The organism is Paludibacter propionicigenes WB4 (genome assembly GCF_000183135.1).
Taxonomy (GTDB): Bacteria; Bacteroidota; Bacteroidia; order Bacteroidales; family Paludibacteraceae; genus Paludibacter; species Paludibacter propionicigenes.
Map to the genome: position 1 here is coordinate 805,545 of NC_014734.1, position 26,364 is coordinate 831,908.

Below are 26,364 nucleotides of genomic sequence, written 5' to 3' on the forward strand. Positions count from 1 at the left end.
CGGTTTCGGAACACTTTGAAAATAAGTAAGTAAATGAGAATTATTGTTGATATGTTTTTTTGTCGCATAGTTCACACTAGTTTTAAATAGAAGATATAAGTCTAAGAAAACACATAGCATTATCCCGAATGCGGGATAATTTCAGACTGAGCAAAAGTATCGTCAGATACTTTTACTATGTGGCCTAAGTCTTTTTCTCTCATAATTTCTATGTGTGCTATTGTGCTAAAACAGATCATTAAATATTAGCAACTACTTACGTAAAACCAATTAAATCAATAATGAAAAAAACACGAAACGTAATTCTTGCAGCATTCTTTTTGTTCTCCGGAACGGTTGCTGTGTCTGCTCAAAAAGAAGTAAAAATTCAAAGTCCTGACAAACAGCTTTCCGCGCTGGTTTCTGTTACCCCCGAAGGACGTTTATCTTATTCAATTTATTCAAAAAACGTACAGGTATTAGCCCCATCGCCCCTGGGTTTGATTGTGGACAGTATTGATTTAGGCAATAAATCCAAAATAACGTCGAAAACCCTGTACAGAAGCATAGATGAGACTTATACTACTGTAGGAAATCACCCTTTGGTTCGCAATCGTGCCAATGAAGCCGATATCGCTGTTGAAGCATCGGGCAAAGCGTATAAACTGATTGTACGGGTTTACAACGATGGTGTTGCTATACGTTATACCTTGCCCAAAGGAGCAAAATATATAAACGGCGAAATGACTGCCTGGAACCTACCCGCCAAAACAGGCAAGGTTGCGTGGTCGGGTTTTAGTCAGAGCTACGAAGCATTGAGTTATGTGACTAAGCTTGACAGCATTCCTACCGATAAAACCATAATGGGTCCCATTACCTTTGAGGTTGGCGGATGTTACCTGTCTGTCTCCGAAGCAGATTGCGAAACTTTCTCCGATTTGGCTTTCGTGCGTAAAGGTCATCTGCTGAAAGCCGATTTTCCTTTCGCCAAAAAAGGCTGGGAAATAAAAAGCAGACCCGATAACGGACCGTTGGTGCTAAACGGAACCTATCTTAATCAATCGGTGTCTCCGTGGCGTACAACTATAGTTACCCGAAATATGACAGACCTTGTAAATTCGGACTTATTGATGAACCTGTGTCCGGCTCCTGCCAACGGTATGGACTTTTCGTGGGTACAACCCGGACGTTGCTTGTGGCAATGGTGGAGTGTTGGCAGTCCGAGATACGATGATCAGAAAAACTGGTACGATGCTGCTGCAAAACTAAAGTGGGAATATTATCTGGTGGACGATGGTTGGCGTAACTGGCGCAAAGAAGATAAAGACCAGTGGGCATTGCTTGCCGAAGTGATTGCTTATGGAAAAACAGTGGGCGTGAAATCCATTGTTTGGGTCGATTCTAAAGAAATGCGCGAAGGTGATAAACGCCGCACGTATTTAGAAAAAGTAAAAGCGCTTGGTGCCGATGGAATCAAGATTGACTTTATACCCGATGCTACTTCCGATATCATGCAATGGTATATGGCCACAGCACAAGATTGCGCCGAATTAAAATTACTCCTGAATTTTCATGGTAGTGTGAAACCAACAGGTTTACGCCGTACATATCCTATGGACATTACACGCGAAGCTGTGCGTGGCAACGAATATCACATGACTAGATACAGACGTGTAGCTCCATTCGAGCAGGATGTATGTCTGCCTTTTACCCGTTATATGGCCGGGGCTGCCGATTTTACTCCGGTAATACTGGATCCTAAACAACTTACGTCTAAGAAATATACCTGGGCGCACGAGTTTTCTCAAGCCATAGTATATCTTTCGCCGATTACGCATTTTACCGATCAGTATAAGTTCTATCTGGAAAGCCCCATGCTGGACTTATTCCGGGAAATACCTACTGTATGGGACGAGACCCTAGTATTGCCTTGCACCAGCATGGGTGAAGTAGTGGCTTTTGCCCGTCGTAAAGGGGATCGTTGGTGGATAGGTGTAATGAATGGTGGTACTGAAAGAGAGGTAAAGATCAATTTGAATTTCCTCAAAAAATCAACAAAGGCTACCTTGATTTACGACGATAAAGCGAGCAATACCAGCATTGATCGTCAGGAGAAAACCGTATCGCCCAAGGATGTACTGACTATCTCCTTAGTACCGGGAGGTGGATTTGCAGCTCGTCTTTAAATCCGGATTTAGCCTTATTACAGCTTAATATTTAAAAATCAATATACATATGAAAACAAAACTTAGTATCATCCTGGTGGTTATGTTTATCACCGTTTCCGGAACATTTGCTCAAAAAGCCAAAAAAACTGATCCTAAATTCTTTATTTATCTCTGTTTTGGTCAGTCCAATATGGAAGCAGGAGCACGTCCTGAAGAACAAGACAAAGTGGTGGACGAAAGATTCCAGATGCTTGCCGCTGTGGATAATAACAAACTGAACCGCGTAAAAGGCAATTGGTATGTAGCTACACCTCCGATTAACCGCCCTGAAAATGGTATGGGACCGGTAGATTTCTTTGGTCGTACCATGGTTGCCAATCTTCCAAAAGAATACCGCGTGGGTGTAATCAATGTATCGGTAGCCGGTGCTAAAATTGAATTGTGGGACAAAGCAGGATATAAAAACTACCTGGACAGTGCTGCCGGTTGGATGCAAAACATTTGCAAACAATACGATGGCAATCCTTACCAACGATTGATAGAAATGGCTAAAATAGCTCAACAGGATGGCGTAATCAAGGGCATTCTGCTTCATCAGGGCGAATCGAATCCTAACGACAAGGCCTGGCCACAAAAAGTAAAAGCCATTTACGACAATATTCTTAAGGACTTAAACCTAAAAGCGAAAGATGTTCCTTTTCTGGCGGGTGAATTAAAAAGCGCCGAAGAACATGGTGTATGTGCTGCTTTCAACACCGACGTGTTGGCCTATTTACCAAAGGCTCTTCCTAACTCTTATATCATTTCTTCCAAAGGGGTAAAAGGATCACCGGATCAGTTCCACTTCAACACGGCCGGAATGCGTGAGTTTGGAAAACGCTATGCTATCCAGATGCTCAAAATTCAGGGTTTCGAATACAAAGAAGCCGCTGCTGCTCAGCCTGCTGACAGCTCAAAATAAACAAGATTGAGGGTGTCTCAAAAGAAAAAAAGAACGCAAAAACCACAAAAACCGCAAATCGACACTAAACACAAATTGCTGATATATCGGCATCTATAAAAGTGACATTGGCAAAAATTTGTGCTATTTGCGTTCAAAAAAAAACGCTTATCGGACAGCCTCATTTTTCGTAGAACCAACTCATATCAGGCTTTTGAAACAGCCGGTTAATCTTTGCACGAAAACATGATCTACCCGATTTTCCGGTGATAGAGAGCAAGTAAACCATATTTAAATAATACACATGAAAAAATCAAATCAGTATGTAGGGAAAGCCCTGTTTGTTTTCCTGTTAGTAGTATTTCAGGCTTTAGCTGTTTCAGCTCAACAAAGTGCATTCAAACTGAATGAGTTGGGAGTGTTTAAAAAGCACGGAGTAGATTTAATGATATACAACGATTCATACAATGCCGGTGGCTTTTTTGATGAAAAAGTAAATGGTATTGAAATGATTCAGCACGGTGTCCGTACGGTTACGGGTGGTGCAGTAAGACTTAGTCCTACTCCCGAACAATGGGATTTGGTACCCGTGGTAACAAGCCGTGTGATAGATGCCAAAAGCAATACCGCTCTGATAACGCTGTTTTACAAAGAATTCAACTTTACCAGCAAAATAAAGGTTGAAGGAAAAGACAACGGCTGTTTGATAACCGTCATTCTCGATCAACCGCTACCCAAAAAACTGGAAGGAAAAGCAAGTATGAACATTGAGTTTCTTCCGGCTGTCTATTTCAAAAAAACATACTTGATGGATAATCAGGTAGGTATATTCCCACAGGTGGCAGCAGGTCAAATGATTGCTGAACCTTTTTCAGAAAAAATCCCTCAATTCAATAATCTGCTAACCAGTGAGCGTTTTGGCAATACCTATGCTAAACCCACGCCATTTGCTCAGGGCAAAAAACTCGTATTGTCGCCTGACGATCCAAAGTCTTTGGTAAGTATTGCATCATCTACCGGTGAAATAGGATTGGTAGATGGACGTAATCTGGCATCCAACGGTTGGTTGGTAGTGCGTGAAGTTATTCCGGCCGGAAAAACAGGCAATGTAGTTCAATGGTCTTTTACGCCAAACAGCGTTGACGGATGGATAAAAGAACCTGTAATTTCGCACTCACAGGTAGGTTATCATCCCGATCAGCAAAAAGTAGCTGTTATTGAAATCGATCCGAATGATAAAGCACTGCCAACAGCTATTTTATATCGCATGGACGAAGATGGAAAACAAGTAAAAGTGCTTGAAGGCAATTTGGCTAATGCCGGTAAATTTATGCGTTACAACTACTTTAAGTTTGATTTTTCGTCTGTCAAACAACCTGGAATTTATAAAATACAATACGGAACTTACGCTTCTGAACCATTTCCGGTAGGAAAAAACGTATACGATAACATTTGGCATCCGACCCTTGACACCTGGCTTCCGGTGCAAATGGATCATATGTTTGTAAAAGAAGCATACCGTGTTTGGCATGGCAATCCACATCAGGATGATGCACTACAGGCTCCGACCGATACACTAATCCACGACGGTTATCGTATGGGACATACCACAGGAACCAAATATAAACCTTACGAACACATTCCCGGATTAAATATCGGTGGCTGGTTCGATGCCGGTGATTTTGATATTCAGACCGGTTCGCATAATACAGTGATTGGTTATCTCGTTAGTGCGTGGGAAGACTTGAAAATCATGCGCGATGAAACTATGGTTGATAAAGACCGTAAGTACGTGGCCATTCATCATCCGGACGGAGTGCCTGATATATTACAACAAATTGAACATGGTTCTCTGGCGCTGGTTGCACAGTTCAGAGCTTTTGGACATGCCATTCGGGGGATTGTACAACCACACCTATGGCAGTATAATATGATTGGCGATGCAGGTAATCTGACAGATGGTTTGATTTATAATCCCAACCTGAAACCTTTTCAGAAAGATGGATTCACTTCAGGTACTATGGACGACCGCTGGGCATTTACCACATCGAGTCCATCGGGCGATATAGGATCTGCCATTGCATTAGCAGCTGCCGGCAGAGCCTTGAAATCGTATAACGACAGTTTATCTGCCGAATGCCTTGCAATAGCCACAAAAGTATGGAATGAGAATGTCGCTAAAAAAACTGAAAATCAGAATTCAGGTGATATGGCTGATTTTCCGGTAGATTTCAGAAGATCGATGTCGGTAGGACAGGAGGCCAATCTGACAATAGAGTTGCTGCTTGCAACCAAGGACAAAAAATACTCCGATTATCTTACAAAAATATGGCCGGCAGTAAAGAATAATCTGGGTGCCGGCAGAAGAATGTCGTTTGGCGCCGGTTCAATGAGAACCCTGTTGAAAGCAATACCGTATATGAAAGATGATTACAAAAATGATTTGAGGTTGCAGGCCATTAATACAAGTAAACAACTGGACTCCATCAGTACTACCAATCCGTATGGTGTACCTCTTGGTCAAGGAGGATTCTATTCTCAGGGAGGTAATTTTGCTATGGTCGATTGGTCTCTCAATAATGCCAAACTTCATCAATACTTCCCCGATATTATTAGCAAGGAATATGCAATACGTGGTCTGAATTATGTATTGGGTTGTCATCCGGCATCCAGTATCTCGTTTGTATCGGGCGTAGGTGTAAACTCTAAAAGAGTAACTTACGGTAACAATCGTGCCGACTTTACTTCCATTCCGGGGGGCATGGTGCCGGGTAACTATTTGATTAAACCTGACTTTTATGAGAATCAGGAAAACTGGCCATTTATCTGGTACGAGAATGAAGTGGTAGTTGATGGTTGTGCCGGTTATATCTACTTGTCAGCATTGGTGAATGATATTCTTCAGAAAGAAACCGGAAAATAATTTTGTGGAATTTAAAACACATTACAACATATTGAATATGAAAATCAGACAAACTACTATTTTAGTACTGCTGCTCCTGGCTGTTCCTTTAGTTGCTCAGCTAAAAGTTGAAAAATGGCGTACGTTTGAAATTGTTTTAAAAGGAGCTTCCGGTGGAAATCCTTTTGTAGACGTGCAAGTAAGTGCCGACTTTAGCAACGGAGCAATCAAAAAAACGGTTAGCGGTTTTTACGATGGAAATGGTATCTATAAAATACGGTTTATGCCGCAGGAAACCGGCTCATGGACGTATGTTACAACGAGTAACGTAAAATCGCTTCGGAATAAAAAAGGAAAATTTGAATGTATATCCAATGCGGCCAATAATCATGGACCGGTTGTGGTGAAAGATACTTTCAATTTTGCCTATGCCGACAATAAACCTTATTATCCGTTTGGTACTACCTGCTATGCCTGGGTTCATCAGGGCGATAGTCTTGCCAAACAGACCCTGCAAACCCTTTCGCACGGCTATTTCAATAAAATGCGCATGTGTATTTTTCCGAAAGATTATGACTGGAACAAGAATGAGCCGGCTTTATATCCTTTCGAAGGCAAACCGTTAACTGCCTGGGATTATACACGATTTAACCCGGCGTATTTTCAGAATATTGAGAAACGAATAGCTCAGTTAGATTCATTAGGCATAGAAGCCGATTTAATTGTTTTTCATCCTTACGACCGTTGGGGTTTCAAAAGCATGAACCGAAAAACGGATGATCTTTATATCAATTATATCATTGCCCGCTTTGCTTCCTATAAAAACGTTTGGTGGAGCATGGCCAACGAATATGATTTCATGAACGAAAAAACAATGGAAGATTGGGATCATTTTATAAAGCTATTTGCCGAAAAAGATCCATACAATCACCTGCGCGGTATTCACAACGGCAGTAAGGTTTACGACCACACAAACCCTTTACTTACTCATGCCAGTATCCAGAACGATGAAACTTTTAAAGCAAAGGAATTAAGGAGAAAATACAAAAAACCGGTAGTATACGATGAATGCAGATACGAAGGAAACATAAACTGGTCGTGGGGAAACCTGACTGCCGAAGAAATGGTGAATAAGTTTTGGCGTGGAGTTACCAATGGAGGATATGTAGGGCATGGAGAAACCTATGTTACCGAAAATCCTGTCAAATGGGGAAATGAATCAAGCGATGTTTTGTGGTGGTCAAAAGGAGGAGTGCTCCGCGGGCAAAGTCAGGAAAGAATAAAGTTCCTGAAAAACATAATAGAATCTGCACCGGGTTATTTGCGCCCTGTGGTGAATTATGAATGGTGGATGCCATATTCTGCTGTTGCCTATAAAGATGAATACTACCTGAACTATTATAATTTGGATCAGCCACGCAGTCAGATTGTCAATTTACCGCAGAAATCTAAATACAAAGTTGAAATAATTAATGCCTGGGACATGACAATTACGTCGGTTAAAGGTGAATTCAGCGGGAAAAGTTTGATTCAACTTCCACAAAAACCTTTTACTGCATTGAGAATTACTAAGATTAATAAGTAAACTTCTACCGATAAAAGTATTTGGAATACTTTAATTTCTCATTTACATTGAAATATACTAACTATTTAATAATACATTAACGATGAAACACACTAAGATTTTTCTACTTTTAGCTCTTCAGGTTGTCTTCCTGTTCTCGTCCTGTTCAAAAGCCGGAAAAAATGAAATTGGCTCAGCCGAGAATATGCTAAAAGTTTCCGGAGATCAAATTGTCAATCAAAAAGGCGATACTATTTGTCTGCGCGGTTTTGGGTTAGGAGGGATGCTTCACATGGAGAATTTCATTGACGGTTATCCTGCCAATGAGCAAACCATGCGCGATGGGCTATTGCAGGCAATGGGAGAGAAAAAATATAATTTGTATTTCGATACTTTCATTAAAAGTTATTTCACGGAACCCGATGCTCAGTACATTCACAGTTTGGGTCTGAATCTGGTGCGCATTCCTATCAATTATCGACTTTTTGAAGATGATATGAATCCGGGTGTGTATAAAGAAACTGCTTTTGCCTATCTCGACAAAGTAATAGAATTATGCGCTAAAAATCAGATTTATACCATCATAGACTTTCATGCTTTACCTGGTGCCCAAAACCAACACTGGCATAGCGATAATCCCACTCATGTGGCTTCTTTGTGGCTTTATAAAGATTTTCAGGACAGGGCGGTGCATTTATGGGAAGCTATTGCAAAACGGTATAAAAACCAATCATGGGTTGCAGGTTATGACTTAATTAATGAACCGGCTGATCATACCGGCAAAATGCTACTCCCTTATTACAAGCGTTTAAAAGACGCTATCAGAAAGATAGATAATAATCATATATTATTTATTGAGGGAGATAAATATGCTGCTGACTTTAGCCCGTTTACCGAAGTTTGGGACAATGTGGTATATACCAACCACGATTATGCAGTTCCCGGATTTATCAATGGTGGCGATTATCCGGGTTACACAGGTAAAAGGTATTATGATAAAGATACGCTGGAATATGACTATCTGAAGAAGAGTGAATTTATGTACAAACACAAAGTTCCGATTTGGGTAGGCGAATTCGGACCTGTTTATACCGGTGATCCTAAGAAAGATGAAATGAGATATCAGATACTCAAAGATCAGTTGGCTTATTATGACAAGTATAAAGTGAGCTGGTGTATTTGGCTTTATAAAGATATGGGATTACAAGCCATTATGCATCAAAAAGAGAATACGCCTTATATGAAGTTGGTATCGAAATTCCTTGCTCGAAAAGATTCTTTAGGAGCTGATGCCTGGGGATCAAGTGATAAGAATATTCGTCAGGTGCTTTTGCCTCTGGAACAAATGTTTGACAAGGAATTCCCTTCTTATAACCCTTATCCAAAAGGATCCAGAAGCCAGATTAACTTGATGGTTAGACACATTCTTATTTCCGAAGCACTTGTACCAGAATATTCCAACTTATTCAAAAATTTGTCTGAAGAACAAATTAAAGCTGTCGCAGAATCTTTCCGCTTTGAAAATTATGTAAAACGTGATAGACTCGAAAAAATACTGACTCGTAAGGAAAAGTAGTAAATAAATACAAAATCAAGATTATTAAACAATTAGACAAATAAGTTGAAACTTGTGTTTATCAAAGATTCAATAAAAAATCAATATCAGATAAATAAGTTTCATCTAATATAAAAAAACAAACAGCTACAAATGAAAAATATTTTTTCTCAAATTTCAGTGATAACAATATGCTTATTTGTTTCAATAAGCGCATTTTCTCAAAAAGCAAACACCGATACTCTACCCGCAGGTATCGTCATTGTTCCCAAACTTGAAAAAGCTCCAAAATTCAATGAGAAAGATTTAGCGGGATATTTATTGGTCTATTTCAAAGATCAAAACCAATCTGCTTATTTTGCTATAAGCACTGATGGTTATACTTTTACGGATGTAAATGGTGGTCATCCAATATTTAAAGGTACTGAATTGGCCGAACAAAAAGGAGTACGCGACCCACACATTACCCGTGGACCTGATGGTGCCTTTTACCTTGCAATGACCGACTTACATGTGTTTGGTAAACGTGCCGGTTTTCGCGATACGGAATTTGAACGACCACAAGAAAAATACGGGTGGGGAAATAACCGCGCCATTGTGCTGATGAAGTCTTACGATCTCATTCACTGGACTCATTCTGATTTTCGCGTTGATAAAGCTTTTCCCGAACTTGGTGACATTGATTGTTCATGGGCTCCGGAAACTGTTTACGATCCGGTTATGAAAAAGATGATGGTTTATTTTACAATACGTTACAACAACAAGGAATGCCATCTCTATTATTCTTATACCGATAAGAATTTTACAAAACTGGAAACCAAACCTGAACTTATCACCGGTGTCGATGGTCTTGATGGTGACATTACAAAAGTGGGCAATCAGTACCAAATGTTTTATGTGTCAGGAGCAAAGGTATTGCATGCCGTTTCAGACAAAATTAATCAGGGATACAAAGCGGAAACCAGACGTATTGATCCGGAAAAAGTGTCTACCGAAGCGCCAAACGTTTTCAAAAGAATTGGCACTGATAAATATGTACTTATGTATGATGTTTACGGTGCACGCCCCAGCAATATGGGATTCAGCGAAACAACTGACTTTATTAACTATACAAACTTAGGACATTTCAACGAAGGTGTTATGAAAACTACTAACTTTAGCAGTCCAAAACACGGAGCGGTAACTTATCTTACCAGAAAAGAATTGAAAGCCATTGCAGAGCATTGGAAGATGAATATAAAGCTTGACTAAAATAACTTTATCAACTCATAATAAATCATACTGTATGAAATACTTAGCATCTTTGAAATTAGTGGTTTTTTCTGTTTTCTTTTATCTGATTACCCCCGTTGTGCTTGGGCAAGATAATAGCGTATACAAAGCAAATAAAGTTGCCGATAAAGTTTGGGCTATAGTAGAAAGTGCCGATACTCCTGTAAATATTTACTTGGTAGAAGGAAAAGACAGTGCTATGGTTATTGATACGGGGTATGGAAGAGGCGATTTAGTTACTTTTGTAAGAACTTTGACCAAACTTCCACTCATTGTTGTAAATACGCACGGACATGGTGATCATGACGGAAACGACAGTCAGTTTTCTAAAATTTATGCCCATCCGGCCGATTTTGGAATGATCAATGCGAGCTTTAACAGAGAAAAACGCAGGAAAACTGTTCTTCCGGGTGAAGTTGTTGCCCCACCTACACTTTCACCTGTAAAAGATGGTTACATATTCAACTTGGGTGGAAGGAAACTTGAAGTTATTGAGGTTCCCGGACACACTCACGGAAGCATCTGCCTGCTTGATGCCCAAAACAGGATATTATTTGCCGGTGACAATAGCAATACTGTTGTATGGCTATTTTTAAGCGATTGTTATCCGTTAGAAGTCTATCTGAAAAGCCTTCAAAAGGTTGAAAAGCGTAGTAATGAATACGATATTGTTATGCCGGGGCACAACGAACCGCTTCCAAAAGCATTCATAAGTGATCAAATTGGTTGTGTGAAGAGTATTTTAGCCGGTACATGTTCACCTAAACCGTATAACAAATCGGCATTTACTGCGGGTGCTATGTTGTGTAGATACCAGACAGCCGAAGTTGCTTATGATCCAAACAACCTGAGAGAAAAATAAACTCTAACCATCAGACATTTAATAAATTTCTAGCATATTAATCATGACTTATCAATCAAAAACATTTTTTAGTTCCGTTTCTCGAAAATCTAAGTTTAGTTCTTTTTCTTTTATTGCAGCTCTTTTGCTGTTTTTAGTACTTTCATTCAATGCTAACGCAGCCAAAAGAAAGGATGCCTCGAAGATATGGGTCGGTACATGGAGTACAGCCCCTTATTTTGTGGATGCCAACAACAGAGCGCCTGTACCGGGTTTAGCTAATAATAGCTTTCGCCAAATAGTACGTGTATCTGTTGGAGGAGACGTAATACGTTTTCATTTCACCAATTTATTCAGCAAAAACGATGTTACCTTCAAATCAGTTGGAATAGCGGTTTCAACAGGCGGAAGCTCAATTGACGTTGCTTCGGCAAAAGTTCTGAAATTTGCCGCAAAAGAAGAAGTCACAATCAAATCTAATGAAGAATTGATCTCAGATCCTATTAAATTTCCCCTGAAACCAGGAATGAAGGTAGCTATCACCATTTGCTTTGGGGATGCAGGACCCGAAATTGGAGGTCACGCAGCATCGCGTACTACATCGTACCTACTGGAAGGAAATCAACCGCTTACTGCCGATTTTAGCAAAGCCATTACTACCGATCACTGGTTTGTTACAAGTGGAATTGATGTTATGGCTCCCAAAACAACGGCGGCTATAGCCATTCTGGGCAATTCAATTGCGGACGGAAGAGGTTCAGGAACAAGTAAATTCAACCGTTGGTCGGATATTTTATCGGAAAGACTACTTAAGAATCCGGCAACTAAAAATCGTGCAATATTGAATCTTGGTATAGGCGGTAATTGTGTTGTTCGAGGGGGTCAGGGTGAACCAGCGGCAGTTCGTTTTGATCGTGATATCTTATCACAACAAAATGTAAAATGGCTGATTATTTCGGAAGGAATTAATGATATTGGAGGTGTGAGAAGCGCTGATCAGGCAGCAAAAATGGCTAACGACTTGATAGACGCATACAAAACAATGATTAATAAAGCTCATGCTAAAGGTATTAAAGTCTATGGAGCCACCATTTTGCCTTTTGCAAAGTCATCATACGATAAAGATTTTCGTCATCCTATCAGAGATACCGTGAACAACTGGATTCGTACCAGTGGAAATTTTGATGGAGTAATTGATTTTGAAAAAGTAATGAGCGATCCTCAAAATCCGAACACTCTTTTACCGGATTTGCATTCGGGCGATTTTCTGCACCCAAATGAAGCCGGATACAAGGTAATGGGAGAGTTTATTGATCTCAAATTATTCGAATAGATTATTCTTAGCTCAAACGAAGCCATTTGAGCTTTTTCATCGATAATAATTCTTACTTATATTCAGTTAATCGCAAACTTAAAAGAAAATACCATGAAACGAATCATTCTATTAATGTTGATTTTTATCCTTGCAAAGTCAACGTATGCTCAAACTGATAATGGAAATAAATATCCATCTCCTGTAACGTTTACAGCAGAGCAAGATCAGGATAATATGATGAAGCAGTTGGGCATAAAATCATTACGCCCCGGACCGAGTGGCAATGAAAATGCGCCTAATCATGCCAATTACGACGAATCAATTGCTAATCCATGTCCTCAGCTGCCCGATATTCTGACTTTGAAGAATGGAAAAAAAGTAACTTCGGCTGATATGTGGTGGAAACTTCGTCGCCCTGAAATTGTAGAAGATTTTGAGCGTGAGGTATATGGCAGATTGCCTAAGAAAATTCCTGCTGTAACATGGACTGTGAAAATTACAGACAGAGAATTTGTAGGGCGTACTCCGGTTATTGCCAAGCAATTGGTAGGTCATGTAGATAACTCCGAGTATCCTTTGATAAACGTGAATATCAATATGGTAGTGGTGCTTCCCACCAATGTCAAAGGACCTGTCCCGGTTTTAATCATGTTCGGACCGGCATCATTGCCTTCGCCTGCACAGCCTTCTGCGGAAGATCTGGCTAAAATCAATGCTGCTTTTAGGGAAATGATGATAAAGAACAATCCTGAAATGAAGGCTGTTCTGGATAAATATCCTGCGTATGCGCCAATTACAAAACTGGCTGGTCCAAGTTTTTTTGCACCGCCTACTGATGGTAATTCAGCTCCAACCGAACAACTATTGGCAGCAGGTTGGGGATATGCAGCAGTTGATCCCAGCAGTATTCAGGCTGACAATGCTGCAGGTCTTACCCGAGGTATCATTGGTTTGGTAAACAAAGGACAACCACGCAAACCCGATGATTGGGGAGCGCTAAGAGCTTGGTCATGGGGTGCTGCCCGTGCTTTAGACTATCTTGAAACCGATCCTTTGGTTGATGCTAAGAAAGTTGGTATCGAGGGAGTATCGCGTTATGGAAAAGCTGCACTGGTAACTCTGGCTTTTGAACCCCGGTTCGCAGTGGGTTTGATTGGTTCATCAGGCAAAGGTGGAGCTACGTTGCACCGTCGTGTTTTTGGCGAGGCTGTTGAAAGTCTGACAGGTGGTGAATATTATTGGATGGCCGGCAATTACATGAAATATGGTGCTTCTGCAGCAACTTTCGGAAGCAAAACAGGCTGTGACCTGCCTGTAGATTCACATGAATTGATAGCACTTTGTGCTCCGCGTCTCACATTTATAAGTTATGGTATTCCCGAAAAAGGAGATGCTAAATGGTTGGATCAGACAGGCAGTTACATGGCTACTGTTGCAGCAGGAGCTGCTTTTAAATTGCTCGGGGTTAAAGACATCGGCGTTTCAAATGACTATTTAAAGGAAAAAATGCCTCCAATGTTAACCGGTTTGTTGGAAGGTGAACTAGCCTGGAGACAACACGATGGTGGACATACTGATGCTCCTAATTTTCAACATTTTATTCCTTGGGCAAGTAAAATGCTCAAGTATAATAAAACAGCGAAATAATCTTACTTAGAAACATATTTTCATCATGCCCGGGCTTAAATGTGTACTTTATCACACATTTAAGCCCGGGTTTTGTAAAGTAATCTTTTCATTGAAAAATAAAAATTACTATTTTTGTCAAACATTTCCGGTTCTGTGAAAATCGATTCTAATTAAATACGGATTAAATTTGCGAGCCGGTTATTCGATTAAAATATTTATATCAATGAAAAAAATAATATCCTATCCGCTCTCAATTATCACAGTTCTGTTGTTTTTTCTGGCTATTTGTTTATTTCACCCAATTCAGTATGTTTGCTTCAATCTGTTTGGTTACAAGGCTCATAAAAAAAGCGTGGATATGTTGAATTTTATTCTGCTATACATTCTACTCGTAAACCTGTCAACTGCCGAAGTAGATAATAAAGTTGATTTACCTGTAAACAAACCACTTATCTTTGTTTCTAATCATCAGGGCTTATATGATATTATAGGAATCGGTTGGTTTTTAAGAAAATACCACCCGAAATTTGTCAGCAAAATTGAATTAGGGAAAGGAATCCCAAGTGTTTCGTATAATCTAAATCATGGTGGGTCTGTATTAATTGACCGGAAAGACCCCAAACAAGCGCTGCCTGCGCTGAAAAAAATGGGGGAATATATTGAATCAACAAATCGGTCAGCTGTTATTTTTCCCGAAGGTACCCGTTCAAGAGATGGAAAACCAGGTAGTTTTGCTGCTAACGGACTGAAAATTTTGTGCAAATACTCTCCCAATGCTTTAGTAGTACCGGTCACCGTCAACAATTCATGGAAGGTTTTCCGTTACGGCTCATTTCCTCTTGGTATTGGTAACAAGTTGAAATTCATTGTGCATGAACCTATTGCAGTGAAAGATTATGACTTCAATACTCTTTTTGAAATGACTGAGAAAGCTGTTGTTGCCGATATTGTTTCTTAATTCTATAAACTAAACATCATCTGAAGTAAATACTTCTTTATCAAAGATTAGTCATCTTGTAGAGAATGTTTTCGGCATTCTATTATTACCTTTTGTTCGTTAGCTATTGTACAGGCAAACAGGTAAGTGTCTCCACCTTCTTTTATTCTCAACTTTTTGCGCAATTCATCCACAGTCATAGGATAGTTGCGTGTTGCAATATTGGCTTTAGGTAAATGTTGCGCCAATTCTTTGTGTTCTGTTTTGGAATTTCCCCAGGTTTTTATTGTTTCAAATATCCTTCCGGGAAATTGAAGTAATAATTTGGATGATGTATATAAATTGGTATTGGAGTGTAGTTTATGAATTCCAAAGTTTTTAGATATTGTCTTGAAAGCTCCACTCTTCATCAGCGAAGCATTGGGCTCATAGAGATACTTCTCAATTTCCTGAGTATACGTAACCCTGACGGATGATTCTTCGTTCAGATCATATTCAAATAGCTGAATTTTCTCATTTTTTAGCAGGTTTACTGCTTTTATGCGGATATTCTGAGGAGCAGATTGATTCAGAATAAGCAATACTTCCTTACATTCGTTGTCTACACTGATAATATGTACTTCCGAAGTGGTCGACAATTCGCGTATAGCCGCTGTAATATCCATCATCGGAGATAGTTTTATCATAACTCTCGTGGCTTTTGCCAGCAACTGGTTTGATAATGCTGCAACATCCGGCTCGCAATCAGACAAAAGGACAACTTTCTTGCCACTGCTACTTCTTCGGGCCGGATCTACGAATATCCAATCCACATGAGTCATGCTTAACAAATACTTTTCCGTTTCGCTATGAATCACCTCAATTTGATTTTTACCCAACACGTTGAAATTGTGAGTAGCTAATTCACACAGTTCTTTTTGGCGTTCAACGTAAGTTACCTGCTTAAAACCGTCAGACATAAAGCAACAATCTACTCCGAATCCTCCGGTAAGATCCGTTAATGAATTTCCTTCGCACAAGCTCGATTTGTATTTAGCCGTTGATTCAGAGGAGGATTGCTCAAGCGACAACTGAACAGGATATAGAATATCTTCTGTATTAAAGAAAAGTGGTATTTTCGATTTGACTTTCTGTTTTCCGTTTATCTGACAGATTGCCAACGGCATATCTACCATAGGATAGCGTGCAGTCTGAAACGCCAACTGATGTATGTCAGCTGCAATATTTTCTTCAATAAATTGTCTGGTTTCTTTATTCATCCGGCATCAATAAATTTCCTTCAAAAGTACATCATTTAATTTATATCAGGAAGAGTGGGAGCGAAGCAGCCGAAAAATCACAAAAAAAGGTGTTTGAAATTTTTGATTCAAACACCCTCAGAAATCTATTTATTATTTGTCTACAATACTACAACTCTGAAATCCATAGCCGATGGCGGATCAACTGCAAAATCAGAATTTGTAACATAGATATTTATTCTTCCTTCAGAATAGTCAAAATCAATGGTTTGTGTCCACTGTGCTCCGTTAGCATTCTCAAAGTGACGAACATAAGGTAAATTCTGTTGAGATGTTGAGTTATTTACTATAATATAGGCTATTACAGAACCGGTATTAAATACTGTTGAAGTAATTTCAGGCATATTAAAGTGGCATGAGTAATATCTGTTTAGCCCCTGATTATCCACATTTTCTACCCAATCACTGCTTTTTACACTTAGATTAATGGAGTTGAATTGAATTTCTTTCGAATCTCTACAGGCAACGAATGATAGTGTAACAACAATAAAAAGAAGGAGTTTTTTCATATCTGATCTTTCTGTTTTTGAGAGTAAAATTTATGTACAGCCGATATATAAATATAATACGAAGTAAAATATTCAATTTCACTTGATTACTATAAGCTAAACTCATTTTATCCGAAAAAATTGTGTGTAATATCAAAAAATATATTTGCATATATGATAAACATCGGTAAAACCAATACTTCTGTCAGTTATAAAATACCGATCAAGACAGTAAAATGGGACACATTTTAATGACTTGAAGCGATTCTAACTTCGGAAATAGTGCTTTTTATTGTCGATATTCAGGCTTTATAAACGCAAAAAAGGGCTATTATAGGTGTACATTCCTTTGTTTTGAAAATTATTTTTGACAATAGATTTCTGAAAATGAATTGTGTAAGGGCTTCCGGCAAAAAATATAAATGACAGGCCTTGTGAATTCGGCAAAAAGCACTACTTTTGTGCCGGGTAAGTCCTACACGACCAGCTCCCTTTGAACTCCCCCAGGGCTTGACCGCAGCAAGGGTAAAAGGTCGTAGCGGTGCGATGTAGGGTGCTTACCCACTTGCCTCTTTAGCTCAGTTGGCCAGAGCACGTGATTTGTAATCTCGGGGTCGTTGGTTCGAATCCGACAAGAGGCTCAAAAAAGGCTTACACAATTATTGTGTAAGCCTTTTTTCTATAAGTCCTTTATCAGTATATCTTTCAAATGTTCTTCCGACTGCATTTTCATTTCCTGCGTTTTTTGCCAAAACGAATCCAGCAGTTCATTTTTCTGAGTAAGAAATAATTCTGAACCATGCATATCCAGCTTTGAGTAAAGCTTGTTCACTGTCAGTTTATTGATATCAAACGCAGGAACAAAGGTTTTCCTGTTCTTTTCGGTTTCTACTTCAATCAAAATTCCTACTTCCACCAGTCTGCTTATAAGCATATTGACTATCCGTATCGGTAACCGGTATTTCTCTGCTATCTGATCAGATGATAAAGCCGGCTTTTGTTCTTCAAACTGCTTGACAATAACATAAGTAATGAACAGAGTCAGAAAGTTTTTATAGCGTGGACTGATGTTATTTGAATCCACCTCATATTCAAAGTTATGCATATTCTGCGAAACGTAAGAAATTTCGGCACCCAGCAAAACAATCAGACACGATATCTGTAACCAGAGCAAAAGTAAAGGAATAGCAGCAAAACTACCGTAAACAATGTTGTAGCGCGACAAATATACCTGCCCGTTGATATACAGCATTTGAAAAATCTGAAAAGCTGTTCCGGCTACAATTCCGGCAATCATTGCATTTGAAAATTTTACCCTCGTGTTTGGTATAATCATATACATGCTTGTAAACACTATCCAGTTGATAATATAGGGTAAAAATTTCACCCCAAATCTCAAAATCGGGCTCAATACATCGTACACATAAGATTGTTTTAAAGCCGAACTAACATATATGGACAATCCGCCGGAAAAAACAATCAAAAGCGGAACAACCATGATGCCGGAAAAATAGGTTGAGAATTGTCTGATAAAGGTGCGTTTCTTTTTGACTTGCCAAATGCTATTGAAAGCTCTCTCCACCTGCATGAACAGGTTCATGACGGACCAAAACAAAATTGCAATACCCACACCGATAAAAAGACCACGCTGGGTAGTAGCTAAATACCTGTCTACAAAGCCCATTACCGTCGGAGTCATATCTGCCTGACCGATAAAAGTATTGTCAAGTGAACTTTCAATAATTTTTTCTACTCCAAAGCCCTTTCCGATAGCAATAATAAGAGCAAAAGTAGGAATGATGGCAAAGAGAATGGAATAAGTAAGTGCCGATGCTCTTACATTTAAGTTGTCTACAATAAATCCTCTGGTTGCTAAAATTATGGTTTTCACCAGACGGTAGGCGTAACGTCGTGATCGTGATAATTCATATTCGGTTATTCGCCAAATGTCATATCTGAGAAAATTAATCACCTGAGCGGTAAAATCAACAAATTTCGACATAAAAGTAAAGTAGAATATAGTGTGGAAAGAATTTTAAAAAGAAAATAGCAGGTCTGTAAGCCGGGTTTTGTACTTTGTTTGCACAAAGTGTTTGTCATTTATCTCGAACAAATGTCGCCATTTGCCTTTAGCGATCTACCCCCCGACATCGGGCGAGAAACCCTACATGCGTCGGTATACGTGATCTTGCAACCCATAAGACGTACGGCATCTGATGTTACCATCAAACCCGGTGAGCTTTTACCTCACCTTTTCACCCTTACTCCGACAAGTCGGAGCGGTTATTTTCTGTTACGCTACTCTGCTCTCACAAACAGCTTCCCGTTAGGAAGTATGGCTCTCTGCGTTGCCCGGACTTTCCTCCATTCCTCAAGGGAAAAGCGACAAACCGACCTACTATTTAAATGCAAAGATAGAAATAATATTTTAATTCTGTTTTAAAAATATAATGTCTTTTGTTTCAAACAATTATATGTGAAGAATAATTTAATTAGAGAAAAATTTCTTTATTCCTCAACATTTGTCTACTTTTGTTGTTTATTAGTATTAGATTATAAGATATTTAAAAGGTCTAAGAAATGAGTAATTTAGGTATAAAAAAAGGTGACAAGGTTGTGATAATCGGAGGTGGTTTTGCCGGTTTACAGTTAGCTACAGCTTTAATGAAAGCAGATTTAAAGGTTATTCTGGTCGATAAACAAAATCATCATCAATTTCAACCTTTATTTTATCAGGTGGCTACAGGACGTCTGGAACCATCAAGTATTTCATTCCCTTTCCGTAAAATTTTCCAAAAAAGTAAGACGGTAGATTTCAGGATGGCTGACATAACCAGCATAGATCCTGTTGGGAAAAGAATTATGACGGCTTACGATCGAACGATCACATACGATCATTTGGTAATAGCCACGGGTTGCAAAACCAATTTCTTTGGGAATAAGCAAATGAGTGAAAATGCATTCTCAATGAAAACTACAGAGGAATCTATTGATATACGCAATAAAATTCTCTTTAGTTTTGAAAAAGAAATTTTTGCCAGACCCGAAGATAAACAAGCATGGATGAACATCATTATTGTTGGTGCCGGAGCAACGGGTGTTGAACTGTCAGGTGCATTTGCCGAATTAAAAAAGGACGTACTACCCAAGGATTATCATAACATTGACTTCTCGAAGTTTAATATTATACTTCTGGAGGGTGGTAAGTACACGCTGAATAATATGAGTGAGGAGTCCAAAATTGCTTCCCGAAAGTACCTTGAGGAAATGGGAGTAATTGTAAAAACAGAGACTCTTATAGAATCATACGACGGCAACGTGGCTGTATTAAATACAGGAGAACGAATCCCAACTAAAAATGTGATTTGGGCTGCAGGTGTTACAGGCAATGTAATAGAAGGTTTAGAACCTGAAGACACTTTCAGAAACAGGTATATTGTTGACCGATATAATAAACTAAAAAGGTTTGACAATATCTATGCACTGGGTGATGTGGCCTATATGGAAACTCCGAAATTTCCTAAAGGACACCCACAAGTAGCTAATGTAGCTATTAATCAGGCCAAAAATATGGGCAATAATATTGTTAAGTCATTGAAAAATGAAGATTATAAGCCTGTTGAATTTGAATACCACGACTTGGGTATGATGGCTACAATTGGAAAGCACAAAGCCGTTGTGGAATTACCCTTTATTAAATTCAAGGGTCCTGTAGCCTGGTATGTATGGATGTTCCTGCATTTAATGTTGATTTTAAGTGTCCGAAATAAAATAATTATATTTTTCAACTGGGCATGGAGCTATCTTACGAAAGACACTTCACTGCGATTGATTACCAAGATCAATTACCAGAAAGAAAAAGTGGTGGATTTATAGAAATATAAAAAAGGCTTCCTAAATAAGGAAGCCTTTTTTGTATCAACTAAATGTCTCTTCCATTGAACTATACTAAATGTTCTAACTTACTAACGTTGTTTTCAATATCTTTATCAGATAGCGAATAATTCATCAGGTCGCCTGCCAGGTATTGATCGTAAGCTGTCATATCTACCAAACCGTGCCCGGACAGATTGAACAAGATAGTTTTAGTAGTTCCCTCTTCTTTGCATTTTAATGCCTCGTTAATGGCTGCTGCAATAGCATGAGCTGATTCTGGTGCCGGTACAATGCCTTCAGTTTGAGCAAAAAGGACACCTGCATTAAAAGAATCCAGTTGTTCAATATCAACTGCTTCCATCAAACCATCTTTCATCAACTGGCTAACAATGGTTCCTGCACCATGATAACGAAGTCCACCGGCATGAATGTGAGCAGGTGCAAAACTATGACCCAACGTAAACATTGGCAAAAGAGGCGTATAACCGGCTTCATCACCAAAGTCATATTCAAATTTACCACGAGTCAGTTTCGGGCATGATGTTGGTTCTGCTGCAATAAAACGGGTTTTCTTTCCCTCGTTGATATTATGACGCATAAAAGGGAATGAAATTCCAGAGAAGTTAGAGCCACCACCAAAACATCCGATAACCACATCGGGATATTCTCCGGCCATTTCCATTTGTTTTTCTGCTTCAAGTCCTATCACTGTCTGGTGCAATGAAACATGATTTAATACGCTGCCTAAAGTGTATTTACAATTAGGTGTCGACATAGCGAGTTCGATTGCTTCAGAAATTGCTGTTCCTAAACTTCCCTGATAATTAGGATGATCAGTCAAAATTTGGCGACCGGCTTTGGTAGACATACTGGGTGAAGGGATAACCTGAGCTCCCCAGGTTTGCATTAATGAACGGCGATAGGGTTTTTGTTCGTAGCTAATTTTCACCATGTAGACGGCCAGTTCCAATCCAAAGGCTTTTGCAGCAAACGATAATGCTGTTCCCCATTGACCGGCTCCGGTTTCAGTGGTAATGTTAGTAGTGCCTTCTTTTTTACAATAATAAGCCTGCGCCAGCGCCGAGTTCAATTTATGAGAGCCTACTGGGCTTACACTTTCGTTTTTAAAATAAATATGAGCCGGAGTACCCAACGCTTTTTCGAGGTTATAGGCACGAACCAGTGGGGTAGGGCGATAGATTTTCAATTTTTCTCGCACTTCCTCAGGTATATCAATCCAGACATCTGTCTGATTTAATTCCTGATCGGCTAAATCTTTCGCAAAAAGTGGATACAAATCTTCGTTTTTCAACGGCTGTTTTGTTCCCGGATGCAGCATTGGCATTGGTTTAGTTGGCATTTCGGCTACGATATTGTACCATTTTTTAGGTAACTCGCTTTCGGCCAACAAAAATTTCTTTGTTTTTTCCATGGGTAGTAAAAATTAATCGGTAAATATTTATGTTGTAATTTTTCGGATAAAAAATAAAGCCTGTTGTTATGCTTAAACAACAGGCTTTTATGGTAGATTTCTTGATTTTAGTATAATTCCAACAAACCAAACCTCATTGTTTAATAATGATAGTTTGTGCTGCGCCAATAAAAAAATGAGTTAACTGATTTCATATCTGATATTTTAATACTGACAAAGATAAGAACTATTTTTAAAAAAGGAAATATCTGACTTTATTTTTTTACACAGAGATACTATAAATATAAGAAGCACAATATATTGAATTGACCGATCTTATAAAGTCGGTTCTTTAAAATAAAAGTAGTATTTTTGCAGGATAAATAAATATTCAGAAAAAATGATACAATCGATGACCGGCTTTGGGAAAGCCACCTGCGAATTTGGTAACAAAAAGATAGTAGTCGAAGTTAAATCTTTAAATAGCAAACAGTTAGATGTTTCAACACGCATCTCCGGCTTATATCGCGAAAAAGACATCGAAATTCGTAACGAATTGTCTCAAAAACTCGAAAGAGGCAAAATTGATTTTTCTCTTTATGTGGATAATTCAGGCAAAGAGTCGGTGACACAGATAAATCAAACGGTAATAGAATCTTATTATCAGCAAATCAAATCCTTGTCCGATAAACTGGGTATTGATGTTCCTGCCAACTGGTTCGATGTACTGTTGCGTTTGCCCGATACGATGAAAACCGAGACTGTAGAGCTGGATGAGAATGAGTGGTTGGAGATTCGTAAAACTATGGCTACTGCTATAGAACAACTTACATTGTTCAGAATCCAGGAAGGAAAGTCGTTGGAAACGGTATTTAATGATAAAATAGCGCATATTGGTCAATTACTGGAAGAAACCGCACCTTTCGAAGCAGAACGTGTAGAAAAGATTAAAGCCCGTTTGGAAGAAAATTTACAAGCGTTGTCCGATAAAATCGACATTGATAAAAACCGTCTGGAGCAGGAACTGATTTTTTATATCGAAAAACTCGATGTTAACGAAGAAAAAGTACGCCTGCGCAATCATCTGAATTATTTCATGGAAACTATGCAACACGAGAAGTCTCCGGGCAAAAAACTGGGTTTTATTGCACAAGAGATCGGTCGTGAGATAAATACACTTGGTTCTAAAGCAAATAATAGTGACATGCAAAAGATTGTAGTGTTGATGAAGGATGATCTGGAGCAAATAAAAGAACAAGTATTAAACGTATTATAAGTAAGTGTAGTTGGTAGTAAAAACTAAGGATCTTTTCTACTTATTCAAGCTGTCAACTACGAACTACTAACTACCTACTAAAAATATGTCCGGCAAATTAATTATATTTTCTGCACCCTCAGGAGCAGGTAAAAGTACCCTGGTTCAGTATTTATTAAGCTGTGGATTCGATATGGAGTTCTCAGTTTCAGCAACAAGCCGTGCTCCGCGTGGTACCGAAAAGCATGGAGTTGATTATTATTATCTTACCCCTGAAGAATTTCGTCAGAAAATTGATAATCAGGAGTTTCTTGAATACGAAGAAGTTTATCAAAATTGTTACTACGGAACACTTCGCAGCGAAGTAGAACGTATTACAAGCCAAGGAAAAAACATCGTTTTTGATGTTGATGTGGTAGGCGGACTGAATATCAAAAAAGAATTTGGAAACAGAGCTCTAGCCTTATTTATTGCTCCGCCGAGTGTTGCTGAATTGAAAAACCGTCTGCAAAACAGAGGAACCGATTCTGCTGAAATGATTGAAAAGCGGATTGGTAAAGCTGAGTTTGAAATGACTTTTGCACCTAAATTTGATTTGGTTATTGTAAATGATGACCTGAGTAAGGCGAAAGCAGAAGCAGAGCGTTCAATACGGGAATTTCTGAAACTTTAATCAAGTTGAGCTGCGAAACAGGATAACTTATTTATTCTATTAGCTTTAATTACCTTACTGATTAATTTGCCAGCAATTATCAGACAGACCAATAAACCAATTCTTCTCTAATAAACCAACTCTATATGCGTGTTGCTCTTTATTTCGGTTCGTTTAATCCTGTACATCTCGGGCATTTAAAACTGGCAGAATATCTAACTGATAATGACCTTGTTGACGAAGTGTGGTTTGTTATATCGCCTTGCAATCCATTGAAGGAACAATCGGAATTGCTGGACGAATATATCCGATTGGATATGTTGTTTTTTGCTATACGCAGCAATCCCGGGTTCAAAGCTTGTGATATTGAATTTACGATGCCCATTCCATCTTATTCAATTGATACATTGAATGTTCTATCTAAGCAATTTCCCGATTATCAGTTTGAATTAATCATTGGAAGTGATAATGCACTTGTTTTTGATCAATGGAAAGATTACACGGAAATACTTACCAATTATCCGGTGTTGGTTTATCCCCGTAAAAATTATGATTTTGCTCAAGTAGCAGCCAGATACCCTCAAATGAACTTACTCAATACGCCAATTTACGATATATCATCTACTCAAATCCGCGATTCCATCGCACAAAAAAAGGATATAAGCCAATGGTTACATCCTTCTGTTTTACAGTTTATTAAAGAGAATAATCTCTATCAATAGTTTACAAATAGGGATTGTTTGTTTTTTCGTAACCAATGGTGGTAGTCGAGCCATGACCGCTATAAACCACGGTGGAATCGGGTAGGGGGAGCAATTTTTTGGTTATACCCTGTATTAAAGTAGCATAGTCGCCTTTCGGTAAATCGGTTCTGCCTATCGATCCGCGGAACAGCACATCGCCAACCAGCAAAATTCCATCTCTTTCCGAATAAAACACCATGCTGCCGGGCGAATGTCCTGGAACATGAATAGATTTAAGACAAGAGTTTCCGAATTTTATTTCCTGATCCTCAATAATATATGCTCCTAACGATTGAGCTTCTTCCTCTATTGCAAAACCAAAAGAGCGAGCCTGAGCAACTACATTATCCAGTAAGAATTCATCTTCCTGACAAGCTTCAGGCTTCAAACCAAAGGTATTGAAAATGAATTTATTCCCGAATTGATGATCCAGATGCAAATGCGTATTGATTACTCGCTTAAGAATCAGACTATTTTCTTCAATAAATCGTTTTAAAACAAGTTTTTCTGTATCTGAGATACAGCCTGCATCGACCAGAACAGCTTCTTTTGTTTCATCGTAAAGAAGGTATGTATTTTCCTGAAAAGGATTGAATGTGAATGTTTTTATTGTCATTTTATACAAATTGTTTATTGAGTTATAAACTTATCATCGTTTATAAAGGTACATAGACCGCTTTTTTGGTTTTAAAAAATTCTTCTTTGAAGAAATCGCTTACCTCAAATAGCTCCGCTATATTCTTATAAGGTTGAACCTCATGCTGTAACTCACCGCCTTTCAGGCAAATAAGTCCGTTAGGTAAAGCATTGTTATGTTTTTTGCTGATATTCTTCTGCACCAGTTTCACTAAATCGCCCAAAGGCATTACGGCACGACTTACGACGAAGTCAAATTTGCCCTTTTCATCCTGTACCCGCAGGTGTTTTAATGTTATGTTTTTTAATCCGATAGCCGTAGCAACTTCAGTTCCAACTTTAATCTTTTTGCCGATGGAATCAATCAAAACGAAATTCGATTCGGGAAATAAAATGGCCAACGGAATGCCGGGAAATCCTCCACCGGTTCCAACATCCAGTATGGTAGATCCCGGCTGAAAATGAATAATTTCGGCTATGGCCAGTGAGTGCAATACGTGATGCTCATAAAGATTCTCTATGTCTTTACGCGATATCACGTTTATTTTGGCATTCCATTCGAAATACAAATCATAAAGCGCCTGAAATTGAGCTTTTTGAATTTCGTTAAGAGAAGGGAAGTATTGTAGAATTTGTTCCATTTGCTGCTTATTATTGTGTTGCAAATTTACTAGAAATAATCTGTATCTGAAAATGGTTGAATCGTTGTGCACAAACAACATTGATATTTATTGATATCCAGAAGTATAAGGATATTTGCCCAGTAATATTGTGTGTTATGCATTTTAAATATTATCTTTGCGCTCCGTTTCAAAACAATCTGCTTCGATTGTAACTCATGATGAATAATTAAATAAATGTGTCTGGTTACCGTATTATTTCGGTTCGTTTTTACAACCTGCC

The 26,364-nt window shown here is 38.8% G+C and carries 20 protein-coding genes, 1 tRNA gene and 1 other RNA gene; 15 read left to right on the top strand and 7 right to left on the bottom strand.

All coding sequences use genetic code 11. From position 1 onward, the window contains the following. Positions 1-281: 281 nt before the first annotated feature. The 10 genes from PALPR_RS03275 to PALPR_RS03320 all read left to right on the top strand — a co-directional run bounded on the left by PALPR_RS03275 (position 282) and on the right by PALPR_RS03320 (position 15,123). Positions 282-2,165 carry a glycoside hydrolase family 97 protein gene (locus tag PALPR_RS03275; RefSeq protein WP_013444192.1) on the top strand — a complete coding sequence of 628 codons (1,884 nt, stop codon included), beginning with the start codon at positions 282-284 and terminating at the stop codon, positions 2,163-2,165. Positions 2,166-2,214: 49 nt separating this feature from the next. Next, on the top strand, positions 2,215-3,108 hold the full coding sequence (locus tag PALPR_RS03280; RefSeq protein WP_013444193.1) for a sialate O-acetylesterase: 894 nt from the start codon (positions 2,215-2,217) through the stop codon (positions 3,106-3,108). 283 nt (positions 3,109-3,391) lie between these two features. Beyond that, positions 3,392-6,010, top strand: coding sequence for a glycoside hydrolase family 9 protein (locus PALPR_RS03285; RefSeq protein ID WP_013444194.1), 2,619 nt, complete (start codon positions 3,392-3,394; stop codon positions 6,008-6,010). 37 nt (positions 6,011-6,047) lie between these two features. Further along, positions 6,048-7,574 carry a DUF5605 domain-containing protein gene (locus PALPR_RS03290; protein WP_013444195.1) on the top strand — a complete coding sequence of 509 codons (1,527 nt, stop codon included), beginning with the start codon at positions 6,048-6,050 and terminating at the stop codon, positions 7,572-7,574. Positions 7,575-7,656: 82 nt separating this feature from the next. Further along, positions 7,657-9,129 (top strand): glycoside hydrolase family 5 protein, encoded by a 1,473-nt coding sequence (locus tag PALPR_RS03295; protein ID WP_013444196.1) that lies wholly within the window; start codon positions 7,657-7,659, stop codon positions 9,127-9,129. A 132-nt stretch (positions 9,130-9,261) separates the two neighbouring features. Further along, complete coding sequence (locus PALPR_RS03300) at positions 9,262-10,359, top strand: glycoside hydrolase family 43 protein (protein WP_013444197.1); 1,098 nt, start codon at positions 9,262-9,264, stop codon at positions 10,357-10,359. Between the two features lie 34 nt (positions 10,360-10,393). Then, complete coding sequence (locus PALPR_RS03305) at positions 10,394-11,242, top strand: MBL fold metallo-hydrolase (protein WP_013444198.1); 849 nt, start codon at positions 10,394-10,396, stop codon at positions 11,240-11,242. A gap of 43 nt (positions 11,243-11,285) precedes the next feature. Continuing rightward, entirely contained in the window at positions 11,286-12,554 is a 1,269-nt protein-coding gene (locus tag PALPR_RS03310; protein ID WP_013444199.1) for an SGNH/GDSL hydrolase family protein, read from the top strand. Between the two features lie 93 nt (positions 12,555-12,647). Further along, entirely contained in the window at positions 12,648-14,183 is a 1,536-nt protein-coding gene (locus PALPR_RS03315) for an alpha/beta hydrolase family protein (RefSeq protein ID WP_013444200.1), read from the top strand. 205 nt (positions 14,184-14,388) lie between these two features. After that, a complete protein-coding gene (locus tag PALPR_RS03320) occupies positions 14,389-15,123 on the top strand; it encodes a lysophospholipid acyltransferase family protein (protein WP_013444201.1) in 735 nt (244 codons plus the stop codon). A gap of 47 nt (positions 15,124-15,170) precedes the next feature. Here the strand turns inward: PALPR_RS03320 and PALPR_RS03325 are convergent, their stop codons facing one another. Both PALPR_RS03325 and PALPR_RS03330 read right to left on the bottom strand, forming a co-directional pair. Next, a complete protein-coding gene (locus PALPR_RS03325; protein WP_013444202.1) occupies positions 15,171-16,361 on the bottom strand; it encodes a THUMP-like domain-containing protein in 1,191 nt (396 codons plus the stop codon). 140 nt (positions 16,362-16,501) lie between these two features. Continuing rightward, complete coding sequence (locus tag PALPR_RS03330) at positions 16,502-16,909, bottom strand: hypothetical protein (protein ID WP_013444203.1); 408 nt, start codon at positions 16,907-16,909, stop codon at positions 16,502-16,504. A 546-nt stretch (positions 16,910-17,455) separates the two neighbouring features. On the opposite strand from PALPR_RS03330, the gene PALPR_RS03335 reads away from it, so the two are divergent. Then, positions 17,456-17,529, top strand: a tRNA-Thr gene (locus PALPR_RS03335). Between the two features lie 38 nt (positions 17,530-17,567). On the opposite strand, the gene PALPR_RS03340 is transcribed toward PALPR_RS03335, so the two are convergent. Both PALPR_RS03340 and rnpB read right to left on the bottom strand, forming a co-directional pair. Further along, positions 17,568-18,890 carry a YihY/virulence factor BrkB family protein gene (locus PALPR_RS03340; protein ID WP_013444204.1) on the bottom strand — a complete coding sequence of 441 codons (1,323 nt, stop codon included), beginning with the start codon at positions 18,888-18,890 and terminating at the stop codon, positions 17,568-17,570. 40 nt (positions 18,891-18,930) lie between these two features. Next, an RNA gene (gene rnpB / locus PALPR_RS15625) (RNase P RNA component class A) lies at positions 18,931-19,290 on the bottom strand. A gap of 178 nt (positions 19,291-19,468) precedes the next feature. On the opposite strand from rnpB, the gene PALPR_RS03345 reads away from it, so the two are divergent. Next, entirely contained in the window at positions 19,469-20,764 is a 1,296-nt protein-coding gene (locus PALPR_RS03345) for an NAD(P)/FAD-dependent oxidoreductase (protein WP_013444205.1), read from the top strand. Between the two features lie 67 nt (positions 20,765-20,831). On the opposite strand, the gene PALPR_RS03350 is transcribed toward PALPR_RS03345, so the two are convergent. Next, on the bottom strand, positions 20,832-22,196 hold the full coding sequence (locus tag PALPR_RS03350; protein ID WP_013444206.1) for a TrpB-like pyridoxal phosphate-dependent enzyme: 1,365 nt from the start codon (positions 22,194-22,196) through the stop codon (positions 20,832-20,834). Positions 22,197-22,575: 379 nt separating this feature from the next. Here PALPR_RS03350 and PALPR_RS03355 point away from each other — a divergent pair, with 379 nt between their 5' ends. The 3 genes from PALPR_RS03355 (at position 22,576) to nadD (ending at position 24,804) form a co-directional block, all read left to right on the top strand. Beyond that, on the top strand, positions 22,576-23,451 hold the full coding sequence (locus PALPR_RS03355; protein ID WP_013444207.1) for a YicC/YloC family endoribonuclease: 876 nt from the start codon (positions 22,576-22,578) through the stop codon (positions 23,449-23,451). A gap of 85 nt (positions 23,452-23,536) precedes the next feature. After that, the gene (gene gmk, locus PALPR_RS03360; protein WP_013444208.1) at positions 23,537-24,103 is read left to right on the top strand and encodes a guanylate kinase; all 567 of its coding nucleotides are present in this window, start codon (positions 23,537-23,539) and stop codon (positions 24,101-24,103) included. Positions 24,104-24,228: 125 nt separating this feature from the next. Next, positions 24,229-24,804, top strand: coding sequence for a nicotinate (nicotinamide) nucleotide adenylyltransferase (gene nadD / locus PALPR_RS03365; protein ID WP_013444209.1), 576 nt, complete (start codon positions 24,229-24,231; stop codon positions 24,802-24,804). Position 24,805: 1 nt separating this feature from the next. Here the strand turns inward: nadD and PALPR_RS03370 are convergent, their stop codons facing one another. Beyond that, a complete protein-coding gene (locus PALPR_RS03370) occupies positions 24,806-25,441 on the bottom strand; it encodes an MBL fold metallo-hydrolase (RefSeq protein WP_013444210.1) in 636 nt (211 codons plus the stop codon). A gap of 40 nt (positions 25,442-25,481) precedes the next feature. Then, positions 25,482-26,102 (bottom strand): 16S rRNA (guanine(527)-N(7))-methyltransferase RsmG, encoded by a 621-nt coding sequence (gene rsmG, locus PALPR_RS03375; RefSeq protein WP_013444211.1) that lies wholly within the window; start codon positions 26,100-26,102, stop codon positions 25,482-25,484. Positions 26,103-26,364: the final 262 nt, after the last annotated feature.